Annotated in this window: 22 protein-coding genes; 18 read left to right on the top strand and 4 right to left on the bottom strand. The window is 61.1% G+C overall.

Annotated elements, in window-relative coordinates; all coding sequences use genetic code 11:
- Window positions 1-70 precede the first annotated feature (70 nt).
- Window positions 71-1780, bottom strand: a complete 1710-nt coding sequence (locus ASG19_RS19535; protein ID WP_062461938.1) for a peptide ABC transporter substrate-binding protein — start codon at window positions 1778-1780, stop codon at window positions 71-73.
- A gap of 321 nt (window positions 1781-2101) precedes the next feature.
- On the opposite strand from ASG19_RS19535, the gene ASG19_RS19530 reads away from it, so the two are divergent.
- From ASG19_RS19530 to ASG19_RS19475, 12 genes are all read left to right on the top strand, one after another.
- On the top strand, window positions 2102-3265 hold the full coding sequence (locus ASG19_RS19530) for a M20 aminoacylase family protein (RefSeq protein ID WP_062461287.1): 1164 nt from the start codon (window positions 2102-2104) through the stop codon (window positions 3263-3265).
- Between the two features lie 76 nt (window positions 3266-3341).
- The gene (locus ASG19_RS19525) at window positions 3342-5189 is read left to right on the top strand and encodes an ABC transporter ATP-binding protein (RefSeq protein WP_062461284.1); all 1848 of its coding nucleotides are present in this window, start codon (window positions 3342-3344) and stop codon (window positions 5187-5189) included.
- A gap of 99 nt (window positions 5190-5288) precedes the next feature.
- Window positions 5289-5483 carry a hypothetical protein gene (locus ASG19_RS19520; RefSeq protein ID WP_062461281.1) on the top strand — a complete coding sequence of 65 codons (195 nt, stop codon included), beginning with the start codon at window positions 5289-5291 and terminating at the stop codon, window positions 5481-5483.
- Entirely contained in the window at window positions 5480-6055 is a 576-nt protein-coding gene (locus ASG19_RS19515; protein ID WP_062461278.1) for a Fic family protein, read from the top strand. The genes ASG19_RS19520 and ASG19_RS19515 overlap by 4 nt, the downstream gene beginning before the upstream one ends.
- Before the next feature lie 77 nt (window positions 6056-6132).
- The gene (locus ASG19_RS19510; protein WP_062461275.1) at window positions 6133-7086 is read left to right on the top strand and encodes a sugar-binding transcriptional regulator; all 954 of its coding nucleotides are present in this window, start codon (window positions 6133-6135) and stop codon (window positions 7084-7086) included.
- 153 nt (window positions 7087-7239) lie between these two features.
- Window positions 7240-8556, top strand: a complete 1317-nt coding sequence (locus tag ASG19_RS19505; protein WP_062461272.1) for a sugar ABC transporter substrate-binding protein — start codon at window positions 7240-7242, stop codon at window positions 8554-8556.
- 177 nt (window positions 8557-8733) lie between these two features.
- Window positions 8734-9606, top strand: coding sequence for a sugar ABC transporter permease (locus ASG19_RS19500; RefSeq protein WP_062461269.1), 873 nt, complete (start codon window positions 8734-8736; stop codon window positions 9604-9606).
- Between the two features lie 11 nt (window positions 9607-9617).
- Window positions 9618-10442 (top strand): carbohydrate ABC transporter permease, encoded by an 825-nt coding sequence (locus ASG19_RS19495; protein WP_062461266.1) that lies wholly within the window; start codon window positions 9618-9620, stop codon window positions 10440-10442.
- 11 nt (window positions 10443-10453) lie between these two features.
- Window positions 10454-11458 carry an ABC transporter ATP-binding protein gene (locus ASG19_RS19490; protein WP_062461262.1) on the top strand — a complete coding sequence of 335 codons (1005 nt, stop codon included), beginning with the start codon at window positions 10454-10456 and terminating at the stop codon, window positions 11456-11458.
- A gap of 45 nt (window positions 11459-11503) precedes the next feature.
- On the top strand, window positions 11504-12988 hold the full coding sequence (locus tag ASG19_RS19485) for a mannitol dehydrogenase family protein (RefSeq protein WP_062461259.1): 1485 nt from the start codon (window positions 11504-11506) through the stop codon (window positions 12986-12988).
- Window positions 12989-13007: 19 nt separating this feature from the next.
- Complete coding sequence (locus tag ASG19_RS19480) at window positions 13008-13718, top strand: HAD family hydrolase (RefSeq protein ID WP_062461935.1); 711 nt, start codon at window positions 13008-13010, stop codon at window positions 13716-13718.
- 73 nt (window positions 13719-13791) lie between these two features.
- Window positions 13792-15384, top strand: coding sequence for an FGGY-family carbohydrate kinase (locus ASG19_RS19475; protein ID WP_062461256.1), 1593 nt, complete (start codon window positions 13792-13794; stop codon window positions 15382-15384).
- Window positions 15385-15392: 8 nt separating this feature from the next.
- Here the strand turns inward: ASG19_RS19475 and ASG19_RS19470 are convergent, their stop codons facing one another.
- Complete coding sequence (locus tag ASG19_RS19470) at window positions 15393-16043, bottom strand: NAD(P)H-binding protein (protein ID WP_062461253.1); 651 nt, start codon at window positions 16041-16043, stop codon at window positions 15393-15395.
- 141 nt (window positions 16044-16184) lie between these two features.
- On the opposite strand from ASG19_RS19470, the gene ASG19_RS19465 reads away from it, so the two are divergent.
- Entirely contained in the window at window positions 16185-16913 is a 729-nt protein-coding gene (locus ASG19_RS19465; protein WP_062461250.1) for a sulfate transporter family protein, read from the top strand.
- Here the strand turns inward: ASG19_RS19465 and nth are convergent.
- Window positions 16895-17665, bottom strand: coding sequence for an endonuclease III (nth, locus tag ASG19_RS19460; RefSeq protein WP_062461246.1), 771 nt, complete (start codon window positions 17663-17665; stop codon window positions 16895-16897). The two genes, ASG19_RS19465 and nth, sit on opposite strands and share 19 nt — an antisense overlap.
- A 21-nt stretch (window positions 17666-17686) precedes the next feature.
- Here nth and ASG19_RS19455 point away from each other — a divergent pair, with 21 nt between their 5' ends.
- The 5 genes from ASG19_RS19455 (at window position 17687) to ASG19_RS19440 (ending at window position 20412) form a co-directional block, all read left to right on the top strand.
- Complete coding sequence (locus ASG19_RS19455) at window positions 17687-18184, top strand: DUF2244 domain-containing protein (protein WP_062461243.1); 498 nt, start codon at window positions 17687-17689, stop codon at window positions 18182-18184.
- Between the two features lie 66 nt (window positions 18185-18250).
- On the top strand, window positions 18251-19147 hold the full coding sequence (locus ASG19_RS19450) for a bifunctional helix-turn-helix domain-containing protein/methylated-DNA--[protein]-cysteine S-methyltransferase (protein ID WP_062461240.1): 897 nt from the start codon (window positions 18251-18253) through the stop codon (window positions 19145-19147).
- A 94-nt stretch (window positions 19148-19241) separates the two neighbouring features.
- Window positions 19242-19850 carry a dual specificity protein phosphatase family protein gene (locus ASG19_RS19445; protein ID WP_244476232.1) on the top strand — a complete coding sequence of 203 codons (609 nt, stop codon included), beginning with the start codon at window positions 19242-19244 and terminating at the stop codon, window positions 19848-19850.
- A 54-nt stretch (window positions 19851-19904) separates the two neighbouring features.
- Window positions 19905-20099, top strand: coding sequence for a type II toxin-antitoxin system ParD family antitoxin (locus ASG19_RS24695; protein ID WP_348271499.1), 195 nt, complete (start codon window positions 19905-19907; stop codon window positions 20097-20099).
- Entirely contained in the window at window positions 20041-20412 is a 372-nt protein-coding gene (locus ASG19_RS19440) for a type II toxin-antitoxin system RelE/ParE family toxin (RefSeq protein ID WP_062461232.1), read from the top strand. The genes ASG19_RS24695 and ASG19_RS19440 overlap by 59 nt, the downstream gene beginning before the upstream one ends.
- On the opposite strand, the gene ASG19_RS19435 is transcribed toward ASG19_RS19440, so the two are convergent.
- Window positions 20409-21392: a sugar-binding transcriptional regulator gene (locus ASG19_RS19435; RefSeq protein WP_062461931.1), complete on the bottom strand. Its 984-nt coding sequence runs from the start codon at window positions 21390-21392 to the stop codon at window positions 20409-20411. The genes ASG19_RS19440 and ASG19_RS19435 overlap by 4 nt on opposite strands.
- Window positions 21393-21564 lie beyond the last annotated feature (172 nt).

Here is a 21564-nt window from a genome sequence, read left to right as displayed (position 1 = left end):
TTCGGAAAGATCATGCCAGTCTCAAGCGGGAAGGACGCCGGCAGCTTTGTGTGCTGCCGGCTGCTTTGCTTTACTTCTTGCGCGACCAGTCAGCGATGTTCCACACCTGGCTGTCCCACGAGTTCATCTTGATGCCTTCGAGGGTGGCTGCGAAGGACGACTGGTCACCGCGGTGGACGAGCGTGATATGCGCGCCTTCCTCGGTCAGCATGTCGTTGAGCTGCTTGGCGAGCGCTGCGCGCTTGTCGAGATCGGCGGTTCTGGAGAGTTCGCCGACCAGCTTGTCGTAGTCAGGGTTGCAGTAGCGCGGGATGTTCTGTCCCTGCCAGCCGTTTGCCGGGCCGGGGATCTTGTCGCACAGCCATTCCGCCAGATACTTTTCAGGATCCGTGCCATCGAAGTTGTTGGTGTACATTTCGACGTCGGCATAGAACTTCTGGAACGTGTCCGGGCTTGCCGGGTCGCCACCGAAGAAGACGGAGGCAGACGCGTTGCGGAGTTCCGCATCAACGCCGATTTCCGCCCACATCGCCTTGACCAGTTCCTGGGTCGCCTGGCGAACCGAGTTGGTCGAGGTGGAGTAGAGGTAGGAAAGGCGTACGCCATCCTTGGCGCGAATGCCGTCGGAACCCTTCTTCCAGCCGGCATCTTCGAGCAGCTTGTTGGCGCCTTCGATATCCTGCTTCAGGCACCAGCTGTCGTTCTTGGTGGAGGCGACGACTTCCGGTGCGGGCACGATGTTGCAGGTTGCCCTGCCGGACTGGCCGTAGCCGGCCTCGACGATGATGTCGCGGTCGATGGCAAGCGACAGTGCACGGCGCACGGCCGGATCGCTCAGGGACGGATGCGGGCCTGCTTCCTTGGTGGAGCGCTTGGCGCCCAGCGACGGATCGGCGTTGAAGTGGTTGAGGTTGATACGCTCGACCTGGGTGCCGAACGAGATTTCAAGACGGCCCTTGCCGGCAGCGAGCATGGTCTGCAGCACTTCCGGCTCGACCTGGGCGTTCCAGGCATAGTCGTATTCGCCGGTTTCAAGCACGGCGCGAGCCGCAGAGGCCGCATCGCCGCCGCCCTTCAGGGTGATCGACGCAAAGGCAGGCTTTGCCGGATCGCGGTAGTTCGGGTTGGCCTTGAAGGTGATGACGTCGTTCGGCTTGAAATCGGCCACCATGAAGGCGCCGGTGCCGATCGGTCCGAAGTTGGCGGCCGTGCAGCCGGGAGCCTTGGCGCCGACGCAATCCTTGAACTGCTTGGCCTGGATGACCGGCGACTGGGCGCCGACAAAGGCCGAGTAGGGGTATGGCTTGGGTTCGGTGAAGGTGATCTTGACGGTGTTCGGGTCGATCGCCTCGACATTCTTGACACCTTCGTACTGGGCCGCCTGGGCGCAGCCGCCATCCGGCGCCGTGCAGTATTTCCAGGTGAAGATCACGTCTTCAGCGGTAAACGCCGTGCCGTCGGACCATTTGACGCCCGGCTTGATCTTCCAGGTCATGCTGAGAAGGTCTTTTGCAACGCCGCCGTTTTCGACCGTCGGGATCTCGGTGACGAGCCACGGAACCAGTTCGCCCTTTTCGTCGTAGCGGGCGAGGGGCTCAATCACGATCGAGGATGCAAAGACTTCCTTCGTGCCGCCCGAAAGATACGGGTTCAACGTGGAAACGGCCTGCCAGAACAGGGCCTTCAGGTCTCCGTCAGTGCCGCGCTCGGCGTGGGCTGCGGTGCCACCCAGGGCGAGCACGGCCACCGTGCCGACCAGTAGGTGCTTCAACTTCTTCATGCTGCTATTCCCCTTGATGTTGATTTGTCTCGATTTTAGTGCCCGGATCGCCCGTTTGCCGGTGTCGATGCCGTCGAGCTGCATGGCGCCCTGTCTTCCCTGGCGCGTCGCAGATTAGAATTCCCGCATCCTCCTGAAAAGTAAGTCGTTTATTACATTTGATACCCGCAATATGCCGAGGTGATCAAAATTTGAGCCATCTAAGCATAGGCCTATTTTATGTTCAAGCGCGAAAATTGACGCTTGCAAATCCTGTGGAAGCCGTCGCAATATCCCAGCCTTCGAGACTGGAAATACTAATAAATCTAGAGGATTGCCCAAATGCCTGTCATCAACCGCGTCGCTGAAATGCAGGATCAGGTTGCAGAATGGAGACGCCATCTGCACGAGAATCCGGAGCTTCTCTACGACGTTCACTACACATCCGCCTTCGTTGCCGAGAAGCTGAAAGCTTTTGGTTGCGATGTGGTTGAGAGCGGCATCGGCAAGACGGGCGTCGTCGGCATTATCAAGGGAAACCAGGGTGATGGTCCTACCATAGGGTTCCGTGCCGATATGGACGCGCTGCCGATCCTCGAGACATCAGGCGTGCCGTGGGCTTCGAAAACGCCGGGCAAGGCGCATTCCTGCGGCCATGACGGACATACCGCAATGCTTCTGGGTGCGGCCCAGTATCTTTCCGAGACCCGCAATTTCAAGGGCTCCGTCGCTGTCATCTTCCAGCCTGCCGAAGAAGGCGGCGCAGGCGCGCTTGCGATGATCGAGGACGGGATGATGGACAAGTTCGCCATCAAGGAAGTCTATGGCATGCACAACGCACCGGCGCTTCCGGTCGGCAGTTTCTCGATCCGCAAGGGCGGCATCATGGCGGCGGCCGATACGTTCGAGATCACCATTTCCGGTCGTGGCAGCCATGCCGCGCAGCCGCACCTTTCGATCGACCCGGTGCTGACCGCATCGCATGTGGTGATCGCGCTGCAGTCCGTCGTTTCCCGCGAGACGGATCCTCTGAAATCCCTGGTTGTCACGGTCGCATCGATCCATGGCGGCCAGGCGAGCAACGTCATTCCGGCCTTCGTGACGCTTGCCGGCACCGTGCGCACGCTTTTGCCTGAGACGCGCGACTTTGCCCAGAAACGCCTGAAGGAAGTCGCCGAGGCGACCGCGATTGCACACGGCGCAACGGCCGAGGTCGTCTACAATCGCGGCTATCCGGTCACCTTCAACCATGACAACGAGACCGATTTTGCCGTCGGGATCGCCTCGAAAGTGGCAGGTCAGGGCAAGGTCGACGCCAATGCGGCACCGCATATGGGCGCTGAAGACTTCTCCTACATGCTGGAGCAGCGGCCGGGTGCCTTCATCTTCCTCGGCAATGGCGATACCGCCAATCTTCACAATGCGGCCTACGACTTTAACGACGAGGCCATTCCCTATGGCGTGAGCTACTGGGTTTCGCTTGCCGAAACGGCGCTCGCCGCCTGATCGTATCCTCTTCCGACCGGCCCCTCGCGATGCCGCCACCAGTCGCGACGGGGCCGCCTAAACCAAGGAAACATGCATGCTGCTTTCCGGACCTGCGATGGAACAGTCTGGCGGATCGGTCACTCCGGTCCTGTCTGTGAAGAACCTGACGACGTCGTTCAAGGTGAACGACGAATGGAAGACGGTTGTGCGCAACATCTCGTTTGATGTGGCACCGCGCGAGACGGTTGCGATCGTGGGCGAAAGCGGCTCCGGCAAATCGGTGACGTCGCTGTCGATCATGCGGCTGTTGCAGAAGAATTCGAGCCGGATCGAGGGGCAGGTCTTTCTTCAGGGCAAGGAGCTTCTGGCCCTGCCGGAGGAGGAGATGCGGCGGGTGCGCGGCAACGACATCTCGATGATCTTCCAGGAGCCGATGACCTCGCTCAATCCGATCTTCCCGATTGGAAAGCAGATCGCAGAGGCGCTGACGGTTCACACCAAAATCTCCAAGGCCGAGGCAAAGGCGGAGGTGATACGGCTTCTCGAAAAAGTCCGCATCCCGAATGCCAAGAGCCGGTTCGACGAATATCCGCACCAGTTTTCCGGCGGCATGCGACAGCGCGTGATGATCGCCATGGCGCTTGCGGCCAAGCCGAAGCTTCTGATTGCCGACGAGCCGACGACGGCGCTGGACGTGACGATCCAGGGGCAGATCCTCGACCTCATCAAGATGCTGCAGGAAGAAGAGGGCATGTCTGTCCTGTTCATCACCCATGACATGGGCGTTGTGGCGGAAGTGGCTGACCGGACGATCGTGATGTTCCGTGGCGATGCGGTGGAAACCGGCCAGACCGGCGATATTTTCCACCGCGGCCAGCATGCCTACACGCGAGCGCTTCTGTCCGCCGTGCCGAGGCTCGGGTCTATGGGGCAGAGCAAGCTGCCGATGCGGTTTCCGCTGATCGATGTCAACACAGGCGAACAGCAGGTTCTGGGCGAAGTGTTCGACACGGTTGCCAAGGGCAAGACGCCGATCCTTGACGTGAAGGACCTGACGACGCGGTTCGACATCCATTCCGGCCTTCTCGGACGCAAGTCCGGGGCAGTGCATGCGGTGGAAAAGGTCTCGTTCGATCTCTATGCCGGCGAAACGCTTGCGCTGGTGGGTGAATCCGGTTGCGGCAAGTCGACCACCGGACGATCCGTGACGCGGCTGATCACGCCGACCAGCGGTACCGTTCAGGTGGACGGCTACGACGTGATGAGCCTCGACCAGCATGCGCTTCGAACCATGCGCCGGTCGATCCAGATGGTGTTCCAGGATCCGTTCGCCTCGCTCAACCCGCGCATGAGCGTGGGGTCGGCTGTCGCCGAACCGTTTATCGAGCACAAGCTCGGCACCAAGGCGCAGGCGCGTGAAAAGGCGGCGAACCTTCTCGAAAAGGTCGGACTTTCGGCCGACATGATGCGGCGCTTCCCGCACGAGTTTTCCGGCGGCCAGCGGCAGCGCATCGCGATCGCCAGGGCTTTGATGCTCGATCCGAAGGTGATCGTTGCCGACGAAGCGGTGTCGGCGCTCGACGTGTCGATCAAGGCGCAGGTCTGCAACCTGCTGCTCGACCTGCAGCAGTCTCTCAACCTCGCCTTCCTGTTTATCTCCCACGACATGGCCGTGGTGGAGCGCGTCAGCCACCGGGTGGCGGTGATGTATCTGGGCGAAATCGTCGAAATCGGCCCGCGCGCGGCCGTGTTTGAAAATCCGCAGCATCCCTATACGAAGAAGTTGATGTCGGCGGTGCCGGTGCCCGATCCCTCGCGGCGCCGGATCAAGCGCAACCTTTCCACCGAAGAGATCAAGAGCCCGATCCGGTCTGTCGATTTCGTGCCGCCGGTGCGGGAATATCGCGAAGTCGGCGCAGGCCACGTCGTGCAGGTGGCCTGACGGCGGACGGCCCGGAACGAACGCGAAGGCGGCGCCAACTGGGGCGCCGCCTCGCATCTATCATTTGTCGGATTTCGCGATCCGCAGTATGATGGCTGCATGAGCGACAGGGATGATATCCGCCAGCGGACACTGGAAGCAGCGCATTTGCAGATGATCGAGGGCAACCCGCTCGACGCTGAGCAAATTGCCATGTTCGAAATGTTCGATCGGGAACGCTGGCCTGAAGAAAAACAGGTTGCTTATATTCTGGGGCGTGCTCGCGATGCATCGCTTTCCGACGCTGCAGAATGAACGACGACCCCTACGTTTATCCGGGGACGCGCACGCTTAAAAATAAACTAGGAATTTCGGACGTCGATAAGCTTGATTATCACGAGCGCGAAATCGTGACGATGCGTAGTCGCCAGAAAATCCCCGTGGGTAATTTCGACCTGAAGCATCTGCGGACCATCCACCGTCATCTCTTCCAGGACGTCTACGACTGGGCTGGCGAGGTCCGGACCGTGGAGATTTCCAAAGGGTCGAGCCAGTTCCAGTTCCGGCAGTATATCGAGACCGGCATGGCCGATGTCCATCGACGCATCACGGCAGGCAATTATCTCCGTGGTCTCCAGAGGCCTGAATTTGCCGCGAAAGTCGCGCCGATTATTGGCGACGTGAACTATGTCCATCCGTTCCGCGAGGGCAATGGGCGGACGCAGGCGCATTATCTGAAACAGCTTTGCGGACAGGCCGGACATTGGCTGGATCTGACGAAAATCGATCCCGCAGGTTGGATCGAGGCTTCGAAACAGGCGCAGATTAGCAATTATCAAATGATGGAGACCGTCCTCTCCGAGGCTTTGGGCAAAAGCTCTCCCTGAGGGCATGGTTTCCCCATCCCCATTTGACAGCCCCTCAAAAAACATGTCAGCAAATCGACCAGAGGAGATTTACTGCCATGGCTAAACGGAGTGATACCCAAGGCCGGCTTGACGATGCTGCGCGCGCGGGCTGGCTCTACTACGTCGCGGGGAGGACCCAGGACGAGATCGCCAATGCCATGGGCATTTCCCGCCAGTCCGCCCAGCGGCTCGTGTCGCTTGCGGTTGCCGAGCGGTTGATCAAGGTCCGGCTCGACCATCCGATCTCCGCCTGTCTCGAACTCGCTGAAGGGCTGCGCAAGAAATACGATCTCAAGCATGCGGAAATCGTGCCAAGCGATCCGGGCGGCAGCTCGTCCACCGTCGGCATTGCCGAAGCCGGGGCGGGCGAGATCGAGCGCTGGCTGAAACGGCCGGATCCGATCATCATCGCCGTCGGGACAGGTCGGACGCTGAAAGCCGCTGTCGATCAGCTGCCGCCGATGGAATGCCCGCAGCACCGTATCGTGTCGCTGACCGGCAATATCGGGCCGGACGGGTCGGCCGCCTATTACAACGTCATTTTCTCGATGGCCGATGCCATCAAGGCGCGGCACTTTCCGATGCCGCTGCCGGTCCTTTGTGCCTCCATCGAGGAGCGCGACACGCTGCATGACCAGGCGCTCGTGCGCTCGACACTTGCGCTCGGGGCACAAGCCGACGTCACCTTTGTCGGGATCGGCGAACTCGGCGTCGATGCGCCGCTTTGCGTCGACGGATTTCTGGATCGCGACGAAATGGTGTCGCTGGTCGATCGCGGTGCCGCGGGCGAAATTTGCGGCTGGATTTACGATCAGCAGGGTGAGTTGCTCGACAGTGCCGTCAACGGCCGGGTGGCCTCCGTGCCGATCCCGTCGCGCGAGACCTGCTGTGTCATTGGCATTGCCCAAGGCAAGAAGAAGTGGGTCGCCATGCGCGCAGCCCTGAAAGGCGGACTGCTCAACGGCATCATCACCGACGAGGCCGCAGCGCGGTATCTGCTTACTGCTTAAGCGCGGCAGATAGAATTCTGCCTGAAATTTCAGTGAATTGTCGCTTTCGGTTGCATCGCAGCGATGAATTCCCATTGACTTGCGCTAGCTTTATGTGGGTAATTGCCCATGAGCAAAGCGAATGCTCGCATTCCATCTTCTCGGGAGGAAGATATGACTATGAAAACTATTCTGCTGGGCGCCTGCTCAGCTCTGGCCTTTGTGGCCACGACTGCATCTGCCGAAACCCTCACCATTGCGACAGTCAACAACGGCGACATGGTCCGCATGCAGGGCCTGACGTCCGAGTTCACCAAGGCGAACCCGGACATTCAGGTCGAGTGGGTCACGCTCGAAGAAAACGTCCTGCGCGAACGCGTGACGACGGATATCGCGGCCGGTGGCGGCCAGTACGACATCGTCACGATCGGCAACTACGAAGTTCCGATCTGGGCCAAGCAGAAGTGGCTTCTGCCGCTCGAAGGTCTCGGCGACAAGTACGACATGGACGACCTGCTGCCGGCGATCCGCGGTGGTCTTTCGGTCGACAACAAGCTCTATGCGGCACCGTTCTACGGCGAATCCGCCATGATCATGTACCGCAAGGACCTGTTCGAAAAAGCCGGCCTGAAAATGCCGGAAACCCCGACCTGGGAATTCATCGCTGACGCTGCCAAGAAGATGACCGACCGCAAGGCCGACATCAGCGGCATGTGCCTTCGTGGCAAGGCCGGCTGGGGCGAGAACATGGCCTTCGTTTCGGCGCTGACCAACTCGTTCGGCGGACGCTGGTTCGACGAAAACTGGAAGCCGCAGTTCGATCAGCCGGAATGGAAGGCAGCACTTACCTTCTACGCCGACATGATGAAGAATTCCGGCCCGTCGGGCGCTTCTTCCAACGGCTTCAACGAAAACCTGACGCTGTTCCAGCAGGGCAAGTGCGGCATGTGGATCGACGCGACCGTCGCTGCATCGTTCGTATCGAACCCGAAGGACTCCAAGGTTGCCGACAAGGTCGGTTATGCGCTCTTCCCAAGCAAGGAAGGCGTTGCCAACCACGGCAACTGGCTGTGGTCCTGGAACCTTGCCGTTCCGGCATCGTCCAAGAAGGCTGAATCGGCTCAGAAGTTCATCTCCTGGGCAACCAGCAAGGAATACACGACGCTTGTTGCTGCGAAGGAAGGCTGGGCCAACGTTCCTCCGGGCACGCGCACCTCGCTCTACAAGAACGCGGACTATCAGAAGGCCGCTGCCTTCGCAGCTCCGACGCTTGCTGCCATGGACGCTGCCGACATCACCAAGCCAACCGTCAAGCCGGTTCCTTATACCGGTGGCCAGTTCGTCGCGATCCCTGAATTCCAGGCTCTCGGCACCACTGTCGGTCAGTTGTTCTCGGCTGTCATCGCCGGCCAGTCCACGGTCGATGACGCTCTTGCCGCCGCTCAGGCAACGGCAACCCGCGACATGACCCGCGCCGGTTACATCAAGTAAGCTTGGTCAAGACACTGCTGTCCGGCATCCGTGCCGGGCAGCAGATCACAGGATGACGATTGGATGCTGAACTGCATCTCGCTGTTCCAGCACGCTACCCTATAAAAACAAGATCATGCCTTCGCGTCCTCCTCTGGCCGCGTGCGGCGCGCTTACCTCCGGGGAGGGGCCTCAAAGATGGCAACGCAAAATACCAAGACGTTGGCACGCCTGATGATGGCGCCCTCCGTCATCGTTCTTTTGGTCTGGATGGCCGTACCGCTCGCAATGACGCTGTACTACTCGTTCCAGAACTACAACCTGCTGACGCCGCAGAACGTGAGCTTCGCAGGCTTCTTCAATTACCAGTATTTCTACACCGATCCGGCCTTCTTCCAGTCGATCTGGAACACGATGCTGCTGGTGCTCGGCGTGCTCGGCATTACCGTCATCGGCGGTGTCGCGATCGCGCTTCTGCTCGACCAGCCGATTTTCGGCCAGGGCATTGTCCGCATTCTGGTGATCTCGCCGTTCTTCGTGATGCCGCCGGTGGCCGCGCTGATCTGGAAGAACATGATCATGCATCCGGGCTACGGCGTGCTCGCGGATCTCGCGCGGTTCTTCGGGGTTCAGCCGATCGACTGGTTTGCCCAGTATCCGCTGTTTGCGGTCATCATCATCGTCGCCTGGCAATGGTTGCCGTTTGCGACGCTCATTCTTTTGACGGCGCTTCAGTCGCTCGACAGCGAGCAGCGCGAAGCCGCCGAAATGGATGGCGCCAACTTCTTCAACCGCTTCATCTACCTGACGCTGCCGCATCTTTCGCGCGCGATCACGGTCGTCATCCTGATCCAGACGATCTTCCTGCTCGGCATCTACGCTGAAATCCTGGTCACCACCAATGGCGGTCCGGGCTATGCGTCCACGAACCTCACCTTCCTCATCTACCGCACTGCACGTCTAGGCTATGACGTCGGCGGGGGTGCAGCGGGTGGTATCATCGCTGTCGTGCTTGCCAACATCGTCGCCTTCTTCCTGATGCGCGCCGTCGGCAAGAACCTGGACAAGTAGGAGGAACGATCATGGCTCGCAAAGTAACAACCGGAGCGAAGATCGGCTGGACAATCCTGGCCTGGGTCGTCGCACTCCTGATCTTCTTCCCCATCCTCTACGCGCTGATCACCAGCCTGAAGACGGAGCAGGAAGCGATCGCCGGCTTCAGCCTGATCCCATCGGGCACGCTTGAGAACTACATCACGGTGCAGACGCAGCGCGATTACTTCAAGCCGTTCATGAACTCGGTGATCCTGTCGGTCGGCTCCACCATCCTCGCGCTGATCATCGCGATCCCCGGGGCCTGGGCGATGGCGTTTGCGCCCGGCAAGCGTACCAAGGACATCCTGATGTGGATGCTGTCGACCAAGATGATGCCGGCCGTGGCGGTGCTGCTACCGATCTTCATCCTGTTCCGCAACTTCGGCCTGCTCGACAGCCGCATCGGCCTCACCATCATGCTGACGCTGATCAACCTGCCGATCGTGGTGTGGATGCTCTACACATACTTTCGCGAAATTCCGGGCGAAATCCTGGAAGCGGCACGGATGGACGGCGCCAACCTGTGGAAGGAAATCGTCTACGTGCTGACGCCGATGGCGGTTCCCGGCATCGCCTCGACGCTGCTCCTCAACATCATCCTTGCCTGGAACGAAGCGTTCTGGACGATCCAGCTGACCACGACAAACGCGGCTCCGCTGACGGCCTTCATCGCCTCTTTCTCCTCGCCGCAGGGTCTGTTCTGGGCAAAGCTTTCGGCGGCCTCGACCATGGCCATCGCGCCGATCCTCATCCTCGGCTGGTTCAGCCAGAAGCAACTCGTCCGCGGCCTCACGTTTGGCGCGGTTAAGTAAGGATCACTCTTATGGGCAGCATTACTCTTTCCAAAGTCTCGAAGACGTTCGGCGAAGCCAAGGTCATCCCGTCGATCGATCTCGAAATCAACGACGGCGAGTTCGTCGTGTTCGTCGGACCTTCGGGTTGCGGCAAGTCCACGCTTCTGCGTCTCATTGCGGGGCTTGAAGACGTGACCGGCGGCCAGATCAAGATCGACGGTCGCGACGTGACGGACGCCGCTCCGGCCGAACGCGGCCTTGCGATGGTGTTCCAGTCCTATGCGCTGTATCCGCATATGAGCGTGCGCAAGAACATCGCTTTCCCGCTCAAGATGGCGAAGATGGAACAGTCGGCGATCGACAAGAAGGTCGCCGATGCGGCGCACATCCTCAACCTCACCGATTATCTCGAGCGTCGCCCCGGTCAGCTGTCGGGCGGCCAGCGCCAGCGCGTGGCCATCGGCCGTGCGATCGTGCGCGAACCTTCGGCCTTCCTGTTCGACGAGCCGCTCTCCAACCTCGATGCGGCACTGCGCGGCACGATGCGTCTGGAGATCAGCGACCTGCACAACCAGCTGAAGACCACGATGGTCTACGTTACCCACGACCAGATCGAAGCCATGACCATGGCCGACAAGATCGTGGTGCTCAACCGCGGCAATATCGAGCAGGTCGGCTCGCCGCTCGAGCTCTACAAGTCGCCGCGCAATCTGTTTGTCGCAGGCTTTATCGGTTCGCCGAAGATGAACCTGCTCGAAGGTGACTACGCCAAGGCGAAAAACGGCAAGACCGTGGGCGTTCGTCCCGAACATATCGGGCTTTCCAAGGACAGCGGTCTGTGGAAAGGCCGGGTTTCGGTTGCCGAACATCTGGGCGCCGACACGTTCCTGCATCTCGACGTCGATGGTATCGGCCCGATCACGGCGCGTGCCGGCGGCGAGTTCGGCGCGAGCTACGGCGACACGGTCTACCTGACGCCGGATGAAACCAAACTGCATCGCTTCGACGACAAGGGTCTTGCGATCCGGGCCTGAATGATCCCAAAGGCCTGAACAGCAGGCCAATCGGAGTATGAGAAAATGACTGTGAAGCTTTCGTTGGCAACTCTCAAGGATGCCGCAGCGACCGCTGGCGTGCCCGCCTACGATCCGAAGACACTCTCCCCCGGCATCGTGCATTTCGGCGTCGGCAACTTCCACCGCGCCCACCAGGCGATCTACCTGGACGACCTGTTCAACATCGGCAAGGGCCATGACTGGGCCATCATCGGCGCAGGCGTGATGCCGTCCGATGCGGCCATGCGCGACAAGCTGAAGGCGCAGGATTTCCTCACCACCGTCGTGGAGCAGGACAACAACAAGACCGGCGCCCGCGTGACCGCGCCGATGATCGACATCATTGCGCCTGATGACAAGCAGGCGCTGATCGAGAAACTGGCCGATCCGACCATCCGCATCGTCTCCATGACGATCACCGAGGGCGGCTATTTCATCGACGCGTCTGGTCATTTCAACCCGGCCCATCCGGCCATGATCGAAGACGGCAGCAACCCGGATGCGCCGAAGACGGTGTTCGGCCTGATCCTTGCCGGCCTCAAGCTTCGCCGTTCGCGCGGACTTGCGCCATTCACGATCATGTCCTGCGACAACATTCCCGGCAACGGCCACGTGACGGAAAACACCGTCGTTGGTCTCGCCAAGCTTTCGGATCCGGATTTCGCGACCTGGATCCACGACAATGTCGCCTTCCCGAATTCGATGGTCGACCGCATCACGCCGGCCACCGGTCAGCGCGAAGTCGATATCCTGAAGAATGACTACAATATCGACGATAACTGGCCGGTGTTCTGCGAAGAGTTCAAGCAGTGGGTAATGGAAGATCATTTCCCACTCGGCCGTCCGGCGCTTGAAGAAGTCGGCGTTCAGTTCGTGCCCGACGTCGCGCCCTACGAGCTGATGAAGCTGCGCATCCTCAACGGCGGCCATGCGACGATCGCTTATCCCGGCGAGTTGCTGGACATCCATTTCGTGCACGAGGCAATGGAGCATCCGCTGATCCGGGCCTTCCTTGCCAAGCTCGAGAAGGAAGAGATCATCCCGATCGTGCCGCCGGTTCCAGATACCAGCCTCGACGACTATTTCGACCTGATCGAGCACCGCTTCCTCAACCCGAAGATCGGCGACACTATTCCGCGCCTGGCGCAGGACGGTTCCAACCGCCAGCCGAAGTTCATCCTGCCATCGACCCGCGACCGGCTGGACCAGGGTCTCGATATCGTTGGCCTGTCGCTTGTATCGGCGCTGTGGTGCCGTTATTTTGCGGGCACGTCGGACAGCGGTCGCCAGATCGTGTTCAACGATACGAGTGCCGAGAAGCTGCAGGCGGCCGCGATCAAGGCCAAGGACGACCCGGATGCGTTCCTGGTGTTCGACGAGATCTTCGGCGAAGTCTCGACGTCTGAGCTGTTCCGCAAGCGGTTTGCGCATGCGCTGAAGACGCTCTGGACGGAGGGCACGGCCAAGACGCTGCAGCTCTATCTCGACGACCAGCTCGTCAAGGATTGAGGTGAACACCGTGACGGGAATTAGCGCAATCAAACCACGCCATCTCGTGATCTTCGATTGCGACGGCGTCCTCGTCGACAGCGAGCCGCTGTCGGTGCGGGTTCTGGTGGCTGCGCTCAACCGCCACGGTATCGAAATGGCCGAGGAGGAAGCCTATGAGCGCTTCCTCGGCCGCAGCCTGGCGACCATGCGCCAGGTCATGGACGAGGAATACGGTTTCCACACCGGGCCGGAATTCCTCGAGGGTATGCGCACCGATCTCTACAGCCTGTTCAAGGCCGAGCTGAAGCCGATCCCCGGCATTGCCGAAACGCTCGAGGCGCTCGGGCTTCAAGCCTGCGTCGCATCATCCAGCAATCCCGACCGCATCCGGCTGTCGCTGACGATCACCGGCCTGATCGACAAGCTCGATCCCCATATCTTTAGCGCCACAATGGTGAAGAACGGCAAGCCCGCGCCGGACCTCTTCCTGCTGGCAGCAAGCGAAATGGGGTTCGCGCCGCAAGATTGCATCGTCATTGAAGACAGCCCCGCGGGCATCGAGGCGGCCCAGCGGGCGGGCATGGCGTCATTCGCCTTTACCGGCGGATCGCACACCCACACTTCCGGATACCGTGACCGGATCGAGGCGCTATCGCCCGACGTCGTGTTTGACGCGATGCCGGATTTAATCCACCTTGTCCAAAAATATATCGAGGATCGCAACGGTTCGGTTTCCGCGAACACCTGAAGCTCGGCTTTCAGGCTGGCGGGACGCGACGGGGACAGTCTGCGCGACTTACAGGGACAGGAAACAAATCGGGATGCGTGATTTTCTCGTTGCGGTCGATATCGGCACGGCAAGCGCCCGTGCCGGCGTGTTCGGCCGCGACGGAACGCTGATTGCGAAATCCAAACATCCGATCCTGATGTTCCGCCCGCGGGACAAGCACGCCGAACATTCCTCCGAAGACATCTGGTCCGCAACCTGCATCTCCGTGAAAGCGGCGTTGGCCGAGGCTGGGATTTCTGCATCCCAGGTGGGGGCCATCGGCTTTGACGCGACTTGCTCGCTTGTGGCGCGGGACCGCGACGGCGCACCGCTGAGCGTATCTGTCAGCGGCAACGCGCATCAGGATACGATTGTCTGGCACGACCACCGGGCGATCAGTCAGGCGGAGACGCTGTCAAGAAGCGGCCATGCGGTGCTCGATTTCGCCGGGGGATCGATCTCGCCGGAAATGGAAATGCCCAAGCTTATGTGGCTGAAGCAGAACCTTCAAGACAGCTGGAGCCGGGCCGGCTACTTCTTCGATCTTGCCGATTTCCTGACCTGGAAAGCCACAGGATCCGCGTCGCGCTCGCGCTGCACGCTGACGGCCAAGTGGAATTACCTGGCGCATCAGACGCCGGGCTGGAGCGCGGATTATCTGGCGCTTGCCGGGCTCAACGACCTGATTGAGAAGGGCGGTCTGCCGGACGATACGATCGGTGTCGGCGGCTCGATCGGACCGCTCAGCGAAAAGGCGGCGGCCGAACTTGGCCTCGATACCAGCGTTCAGGTCGCGCCGGGAATGATCGACGCTTACGCGGGTGCCTATGGCGTGCTTGGCGGTGTTGGGGCGAAAAGCTTTCCAGGCTCGTCGCTGGAGACGAGCGTTGCGCTGATCGGAGGTACATCGAGCTGCATCGTCGCCTTCACCAGGGAGCCGAAACCCGGTCGCAGCCTTTGGGGCCCGTATTACGAGGCGGTACTGCCCGACCATTGGCTGGTCGAAGGCGGACAGTCGGCGGCGGGCGCGCTGCTCGATCATATCGTCATGATGCACGCAGCCGGCGGCGAGCCGACCACCGAGCTGCATGAGCGGATCATTGCACGTGTCGGCGAGATGCGGGCGGCAGCAGGCGATGACGAGATTGCGCCGGATCTGCACATTCTGCCCGACTTTCACGGCAACCGGTCGCCGCTTGCGGACCCGCATGCGACCGGCGTCATCAGCGGATTGACGCTCGATACGTCCTTCGACGGGCTTTGCCGCCGCTATTGGCGGACCTGCGTGTCGATCGCGCTCGGCATCCGTCATATTCTCGATGCGATGGCTGACTTTGGGTACCGGTTCGAGACGCTGCACGTGACCGGCGGGCATGTGAACAACCCGCTGCTGGTGGAACTCTATGCGGATGTCACGGGCTGCAAGGTGGTCATCCCGCACAACCGCGATGCGGTTCTGCTCGGAACGGCCATGGCTGCCGCGGTCGCGGGCGGTCTGCACGGCTCGTTGCTTGATGCCGGACATGCGATGAACAGCGGCGGCAGCGAGCGGCTACCCAGCACGGGACGAGACCTTTATGAGCGCGACTACCGGCGGTTCCTTGCGATGATCCGTCACCGCGAAGAGCTGCGGTCGCTGGACTAAGCTGCAACTCAGCCCGAAAGCTGATCCGCCTCGACGATGCGCTCGCCCTTTTCACCGCCGATCGCTGCATCCAGCAGAACTTTTGCCACCACATGGGCCGGGCTGATGCGCAGCCGTCGCGGCAGGAGGGGATGGGCGATCTTCAGCGCGATGCTGGCAAGCCGTTCGCCGAGCCGGAATTCGCTGCGGTCGCCACCCAAAAGGCCGGGCCTGACGATGGTGAGCGTGGAAAAGCCGATGGCGCGGATGGCAGCTTCAAGCTCGCCCTTGGTACGCAGGTAAAGCAGGCTGGACTTCGAATTGGCGCCGGTGGACGAGACGAGCGAGAAACGGGTTGCACCTCGTTCATGCGCGCGCCGGGCCGCACCGAGCGGCGTGGCATAATCTACCAGACGGAAGGCCTCGTCCGATCCCGCCTTTGCCCGCGTGGTGCCGAGCGCCGAAATGACCGCGTCGACGGTCCACCAGTCCGCCTCGGGCAGACCGCTGCTGAGATCGGTGATGGGATTTTCGAGCTTCGGATGGGCCGGCAAGGCGGTCGGAGGCAGCGGCCGGCGGGTGGGCGCGACGACGCGGGTGACCCGGTCGTCCTTGAGCGCCAGTTCGAGGACGTGGCCGCCGACCAGTCCGGTCGCGCCAAGGAGCAGCAGGCTTGTCATGCGGATCTCCGTCACTACCACGCCCGGTGCGGGTGTCTGCCGGTGAGTATACGATTCTCGCGGCCAGATTCCTATATCCACCGGCGCTTGTTCCAGGGCGATGGTTGACCTACATGCTGCGGGCCTAACCTGGAGACGCCGATGATCCTCGACGCCGCACGCTTATCGCTGATCAACCTGTTTGCGCCCGAAACGAGATCGGCCTTCTGGAAGACGCTGGGGCTGACATTCCTGATCCTGATCGGGTTGTGGTTCGGCTTGCGCGAGCTTTTCGCGCTTTACCTCTGGCCCTGGTTTGCCGCCTTTTTTCCGGATGTGCCGGATTGGACGGGATGGCTGACGCTGTTTGCGGCCATTGCGGCCGGGATCGGGCTCGCGCTGGTGCTGGCTTTGCTGATCGCGCCGATCACTGCGCTGATTGCCGGCCTGTTTCTCGACGACGTGGCGGCGGTGATCGAAAAGCGCGACTATCCCGATGACGTGCCGGGCAAGGAAATGCCGCTCGGCCAGGCGATCATGGGGTCGATCCAGTTTCTCGGCATCGTCATCATCGGCAATATTATCGCGCTGCTTTTGCTGTTCATCCCCGGCGTCAACCTGATCGCGTTCTTCCTGGTGAACGGGTATCTGCTGGGGCGGGAGTTCTTCGAGTTCGCCGCGATGCGGTTCCGGCCGCCGGCAGAGGCGCGGGCTTTCCGCTCGAAGCATTCCTCCACCGTGTTCGTGGCGGGCCTGCTGATCGCCGGCTTCCTGGCGATCCCCTTCATCAACCTGCTGACGCCGCTGTTTGCGGCCGGGCTGATGGTGCATCTGCACAAGAAGGTATCGAAGCGCGACCCGTCCTTCCGGCTTCAGACGCCGATCACCTGAGGCGGTAGCTCGACCAGCGGTGCTGGGATGGGACAGGTCTTTTCGGGCGACCGACAAAGGTCGGCGATGACGCAGTGCTCGCATTCGGGCTTGCGCGCCTTGCAGGTGTAGCGACCGTGCAGGATCAGCCAGTGATGGGCGTGGAACAGGTACTGGTCGGGGATGACTTTTAGGAACTGCTCCTCGACCTCATCCGGCGTTCTGCCCGGCGCCATCAGGCAGCGGTTGCCGATGCGGAACACATGCGTGTCGACCGCAAGCGTCGGGATGCCGAAGGCCATGGACATCACCACATTGGCCGTCTTGCGACCGACGCCCGGCAGGCGCACCAGGTCCTCGCGCGTGCTTGGAACCTCGGACCCGAACTCGTCGATCAGCATGCGACAGAGCGCGATGACGTTCTTGGCCTTGTTGCGATAGAGGCCGATCGTCCTGATATGGGCGATGACGCCGTCCTCGCCGAGTGCCAGCATCTTTTCCGGCGTGTCGGCGATCCTGAACAGCTCGCGTGTCGCCCGGTTGACGCCGATATCGGTTGCCTGCGCCGACAGCGCCACGGCGACCACGAGCGTGAACGGATTGACGTGCTCGAGCTCTCCCTTCGGCTCCGGCCGTTGCACCGAGAATCGGCGGAATATCTCCACCATTTCGTCAGGCGTATAGGCCGGCTTGAAGCGTTTCGGCTTCCGGCCTTTGGTGGTGCTGCTTTTTGTCGCCGGGGTTTTCGTGGATTTGATTTTCGCAAGGGCCATGACACTGTATAGTCTCGCCCCATGACGGAAATCAACGCGCAGCCGATGGATGAGAAACCGGTCTTTGCGGCCGAACTGACGCCCTATCGGTCGCTCGGGCGACGTGGGTTTGTCGTCGTGCTGTCGATATCGGGTGCCGTCTGCCTGTTCTACGGCCTTTTCTTCCTGGCGACCGGCGCGTGGCCGATCGGGTTGTTTCTCGGTTTCGATTTTCTGCTGCTCTATGGTGCCCTGAAACTCAGCTACCGGTCCGGGCGGCAGCGCGAGGAAGTCACCGTGTCGAGAAGCAACCTGTCGATCCGCAAGTTCTCGCCTTCGGGGCGGATGGTGGAGCATCGCTACAACCCGTTCTGGGCGCGGTTCAATGTCGTCAGGCACGAGGAATTCGGGATTACGGCGATGCGGGTCTCGGGCGAGGGGCGGCAGACCGAAATCGGTTCTTTTCTCAACCCGGATGATCGTGAGAGCTTCGCAAAGGCATTTCGCGGGGCGCTTGCCACCGTCACGAGACGATTGTGATCGCGACAAGAAACGGGTGGCTCTGCTGCGATCGAGCGTGCATCTATAGGGCACAGGGAGATTGCCATGAACGCTCTTGCTTCGCTTTCCAGGCCTGACATGTCCGCACCCGGCATCGACGTGACGCCTGATGGCTCCGACTATGAGACCGTGCGGCGTGTCATCGAGATGCTGACGCTCGATTATCGCGCGCAGCCTTCGCTCGAAACGATCGCGGCCGAACTTGGCCAGTCGCCGACGCAGTTGCAGAAGGTGTTTACCCGTTGGGCGGGTCTGTCGCCCAAGGCGTTCCTGCAGGCGGTGACGCTCGATCATGCCAAGCGGCTGCTCGGCCAGGAAGGTCTGCCGCTTCTGGAAACCTCCTACGAACTCGGTCTGTCAGGACCCGGCCGCCTGCATGATCTGTTCGTGACCCATGAGGCGATGTCGCCCGGGGAATGGAAGGGCCGCGGGGCGGGGCTGACGATCCGCTACGGGTTCCACCCGTCGCCATTCGGCATGGCGCTGGTCATGGCGACGGAGCGTGGGCTTTCGGGCCTGGCGTTTTCCGATCTCGGCGGTGAAAAACCGGCCTTCGAGGACATGGTGCGGCGCTGGCCGAATGCCGCCTATGTCGAGGACAAAGAAGCGACGGCGCCTTATATCGGCCGCATCTTCGACCGGGGCCAATGGTCGGGGGACCGGCCACTCAATGTCGTTCTGATCGGGACCGATTTTCAGCTCAAGGTGTGGCAGAGCCTGTTGAAGATCCCGTTCGGCAAGGCGGTCACCTATTCCGCCGTCGCCTCCGATATCGGCCAGCCGACGGCAAGCCGGGCGGTGGGTGCCGCAATCGGCGCCAACCCGATCTCCTTCGTCGTGCCCTGCCACCGGGCCGTGGCGAAGAACGGGGCTTTGACCGGGTATCACTGGGGTCTGACCCGCAAACGGGCGATCCTGGGCTGGGAGACAGGCAACGCCTGAGCCGCACAGTCCGCCCGACAACTTGCCGTCCTTCAGGTGCGTGTCAGCAAACAGGCCGAAATGATTGCCATCCTGCACTTCAACGGACGGCAGCATGGAACAGTCACGCGTCAGAAGCTGGTTTCGCATGGGAGCCTCGGCGATTTTCGCTGCCGCTCTGGGTTTGGGGGCCTATCTCGGGTATCTGCAGCTCAGCGGCAATTTCCATACGGTGATCGACGGCGAGCTCTACCGGTCTGCCCAGCCGGGTGCCGCCGATATCGAGACCTATGCAAAGACCTACGGCATCCGCACCATCGTCAACTTGCGCGGTGAGGACGACAAGGCCGGATGGTATGCCGAGGAGGTCTCCGCCGCAAAAAGGCTTGGCCTGACGCATCTGGATTTCCGGATGTCGGCTTCCAGGCAGTTGAGCGAAGCGGAGGCGGACCGGCTTGTCACGATGATGCGGGACGCACCGAAGCCGATCCTGATCCATTGCCGCTCGGGTTCCGACCGCACCGGCCTTGCCGCCGGACTTTACAGCAGCGAGATTGCCGGCATGTCCGAAGAGATCGCCGAGCGCCAGCTTTCCCTCTACTTCGGCCATATCGGTATTCCGGTCATCTCGTCGGCCTATGCCATGGATAGGACATGGGAGCGGCTCGAGCACCATTCCTGGCGCGACAGGATTGCATTGCTGACAACGGATATCGATCTCTGACGTCGTTGCGGCCGAGGCTGGGAAACTCTGCCGGCAGTTGGCGGGTCGTGCCCAATGCGCTGGGATCTCGGCCAGTTCCAAGGAGCCAACATGCCAACATGCAACGTCGTTCTGACAGAGCACCACCAGCAGGTGATCGCGCGGCTTCTGGAAACGGGACGCTATCAGAACGCCAGCGAAATCGTGGGCGATGCACTGCGGCTTATCTGCCCAGGCCGACATCACCAAGATCATTGCCTATACGGATGAGAACTTCGGACGCGGCGCAAGGCGCCGTGACGAACAGCTTCTCGTGACTGCCTTTCGCGATTTGTCGCAAGACCCGACCCGGCCGGACTCAATCGATAGGGCGGAGCTTGGGGCAGGCATACGCAGCTTCCATCTCAGGCATAGCCGGACGAGGGCTAAGCACGCAAGCGGACCGGTCGTGCAGCCTCGCCACTTCATTCTCTATCGGTATCTTGAACCGTCGCTTGCCGGGATCGGTCGCGTGCTTCATGACGCTGTCGATCTCGAAAGGCACCTCAAGTCAGCATTCGGCGATGAAAGCGGGCGGTCCTAATCCACTTCCGCCAGCCGCAGCAGCTCCACTGCGGCGGTTTCGTCGGTGATGAGGGTGTTGCAGCCGATGCGTCGGATGGTGGCGCGGATGGCGATGGCGCGGTGTGTGCCGCCGGAGGAGAGGACGATGTGCTTTGCCTTGGCGAGCGTATCGAGATCGACAGACATGACCCGCTCGTTGAGCTTCTGATCGACGGACCGGCCTTCCTCGTCGAGGAAATTGAACATCGTGTCGCAGACACAGCCGGCGGCGATCAGCCGCTCGAGTTCGGTGGCTGAAATGAAGCCTTCCGACAGCGAGGTCGAATGCGGGCCGATATCACCGCAGCTGACGACGGCGAGATCGAGGCTCTCGGCGAGGTCATAGACGGCATCGAGGCCGCATTTCTCGATCAGCGCCCGTTTGGTGGCGACGCTGTCGACCAGAAGCGGGGCAAGGAACATGAAGCATTCGGCGCCCAGCTGACCGGCAAAGCGCCAGGTGAAGTCGATCGGGTTGGTCTGGTGGACGGCGACGATGCCGCCGAGCAGCGAGACGACCTTGCAGCGTTCGCGACGGGGCGGGCGGAAGCTCGAAAGCGCTGCCGTCATCGTGCGGCCCCAGCCGACGCCGATCGTCATGTCGTTCTGGATTGCTTCCGACAGGAACTGGCCGAGCGCCAGACCGACGGCGCCGGCCAGTGCATCGGCGCTGTTGTCGCGCGGGGCGGGCACCACGACCGCCTCATCCAGTCCGTAGGCGCGTTCCAGCTTGGTCGCCAGCTCGACGCAGGTGTCGATGCCTTCCGAGATCCAGATCTGCACTTCGGAGCGTTTCATTGCCTCGTCGAGAAGGCGGATGACGGTCGAGCGACTGATGCCGAGCCGCTCGGCTACCTCCTTCTGCGTCAGGCCCTGGTTGTAGTAGAGCCAGGCAGCGCGAAGCCGCAGGGAGGACGCTTCCGAATATGCGGTGTGGGTATCGCGTCTCAGCTTGGCCAAATTCTGATGTCCTTTTTCATTCAGGACCATAGGGCTGACGTGAAACATATGTCAATTGTGAAGGACAAATGTCTTGACTTCTTTACCCTGAAGGGTTGTTATCCGGTCAACAGCGATCCAGAAACCATACGACGCCCCGAGCGTTTGTATTCGCTTAACAAGGATTTATTCG

Origin of the sequence: Rhizobium sp. Leaf306 (genome assembly GCF_001423425.1) — a bacterium.
GTDB lineage: Bacteria > Pseudomonadota > Alphaproteobacteria > Rhizobiales > Rhizobiaceae > Neorhizobium > Neorhizobium soli.
This window is presented reverse-complemented; position numbering and strand designations above follow the sequence as displayed.